2 protein-coding genes are annotated in these 2,213 nt (G+C 70.5%); both read left to right on the top strand.

Features of this window, described 5'->3' with window-relative positions:
- A partial coding sequence (locus K0M70_RS11725) for a penicillin-binding transpeptidase domain-containing protein (protein ID WP_343211211.1) occupies positions 1-1,507 on the top strand: 1,507 nt, incomplete at its 5' end.
- The gene (locus K0M70_RS11720; RefSeq protein WP_290782115.1) at positions 1,504-2,160 is read left to right on the top strand and encodes a Mur ligase family protein; all 657 of its coding nucleotides are present in this window, start codon (positions 1,504-1,506) and stop codon (positions 2,158-2,160) included. The genes K0M70_RS11725 and K0M70_RS11720, both read left to right, overlap by 4 nt.
- Positions 2,161-2,213: the final 53 nt, after the last annotated feature.

Below are 2,213 nucleotides of genomic sequence, written 5' to 3'. Positions count from 1 at the left end.
GCATGCCAACCGCATGCCGGCGCTGGCCAAGGCGCTGGGCATTCCGCACGACGTGCTGGTGCAACGCATCTCGCAGCGCGCCGACAAGGAGTTCGTGTACCTGCGCCGGCACATGAATCCCGACATCGCCCAGGAAGTGGTGGACATGGGCATCCCGGGCGTCTACTCGCAGCGCGAGTTACGCCGCTTGTACCCGCCCGGCGAAGTGATGGCGCACGTGCTGGGCTTCACCAACATCGACGACCGCGGCCAGGAAGGCCTGGAGCTGGCGTTCGACGAATGGCTGACCGGCAAGGCCGGCGTGCAGAAGATCATCCGCGACCGCCGCGGCCGCACGGTGGAGAACGTGGACCTGATCCGCGCCGCCGAGCCCGGCCACGACCTGGTGCTGTCGATCGACCGGCGGATCCAGTACCTGGCCTACCGCGAGCTCAAGACCGCGCTGGTGGAACGCGGCGCCAGCAGCGGCTCCATCGTGGTGGTGGACGTGCCCACCGGCGAGATCCTGGCGATGGTGAACCAGCCGTCGTACAACCCGAACGCGCGCGACGGCTCGGGCCCCGAGACGCAGCGCAACCGCGCCGTTACCGACGTGGTGGAGCCGGGCTCGGTGATGAAGACGCTGACCATTGCCGCGGCGCTGGAAAGCGGCAAGTTCACGCCCGAGTCCGCCATCGACACCCACCCGGGCTACATGCCGCTGCCGGGCGGATACACCGTGAAGGACTTCAGGAACTACGGCACGCTCAGCATGACCGGCATCCTGACCAAGAGTTCGAACGTCGGCGCGACCCGAATCGCCAACGAGCTCACCAACGAACACCAGTACGACATGTACCATCGCTTCGGCCTGGGCCAGGCCTCGGGCAGCGGTTTCCCGGGCGAGTCGTCGGGCGTGCTGCGTGCGCCCAATCTCTGGGGCCCCACCGAGAAGGCCACCATCAGCTACGGCTATGGACTGTCGGTGACGCCGCTGCAGCTGGCGCGCGCTTACGCCGCGATGGGCAACGGCGGACGCCTGCACGAAGCAACCTTCGTGAAGGATTCCGACACGGCCAGCGTGCAGGTGATCGATCCGGCCATCGCCGCGCAGCTGATGACGATGCTTGAAACCGTCACCAGCACCGACGGCACCGCCAGCCGCGCCGCCGTGATGGGCTACCGCGTGGCCGGCAAGACCGGCACCGTGCGCAAGGCCGGCGGCGGCAGCTATATCGCCAAGCGCTACGCGGCGATCTTCGTCGGCCTGGTGCCGGCGTCGAATCCCAAGCTCGCCACCGTGGTGGTGATCCACGACCCGCAGGGCATCGAGTACGGCGGTGGCGCGGTGTCCGCACCCATCTTCCACCACGTGATGGACGGCGCCCTGCGCCTGATGGACGTGCCGCCGGACGACATCGGGCAGTGGGTTGCGGCCCAGGCCAAGAAGAATGCCGCGGCCGCGGCCGCCGCGCCGCCGGCAGCACCGGTGGTGGCCGCACCCGCCGCCGCGGAGTCGCTGCAGTGAGCCGCGCCATGCCGCTCAGCGTGCTGCTGCAGGGCGAGCCGTCGCTGCCCCCGGGCTTCGACCCGACGGTGGCCGGCCTGAGCGCCGACAGCCGCGATCTCCAGCCGGGCGACGCCTTCATCGCACTGGCCGGCGCCAGCACCCACGGTCTGCGCCACGCCGGTGCGGTGGGCCGGGCCGGGGCCAGCGTGATCCTGTTCGAAACGCCGGCCCCGCAGGGCGCCGAGCCGCCGGCCAACGCCGTGGCCGTGCCCGGCCTGCGCCAGCGCCAGGGCGAATTGGCCGACCGTTTCTACGGCGCGCCGTCGCGTGCGCTGGCCATGACCGGCGTCACCGGCACCAACGGCAAGACCTCCACCGTGCAGCTGATCGCGCAGGCACTGACGCTGCACGGCGACGTGGCCGGCAGCATCGGCACGCTGGGGGCCGGCCTGCATGGCCGGCTGGTGGCCGGCGAGCGCACCACGCCCGACGTGATCGCCGTGCACCGCCTGCTGGCCGCCATGCGCGGCGAGGGCGCTACGCACGTGGCGATGGAAGTGTCCTCGCATGCGCTGGAACAGGGGCGCGTGGACGCCGTGGCGTTCCGCACGGCCGTGTTAACCAACCTCACCCGCCCCCACCGCGATTTACACGGCACCAATGAAGCCTAAGGCGCCGCCAAGGCCAAGCTGTTAGCCTGGCCGCCGCTGCAGGCCGGAGTTGG

This window comes from Arenimonas sp. (assembly GCF_019459675.1).
GTDB lineage: Bacteria > Pseudomonadota > Gammaproteobacteria > Xanthomonadales > Xanthomonadaceae > Arenimonas.
Note: the sequence above shows the minus strand (reverse complement) of the source record. Positions and strands in the feature narration are given on the sequence as shown.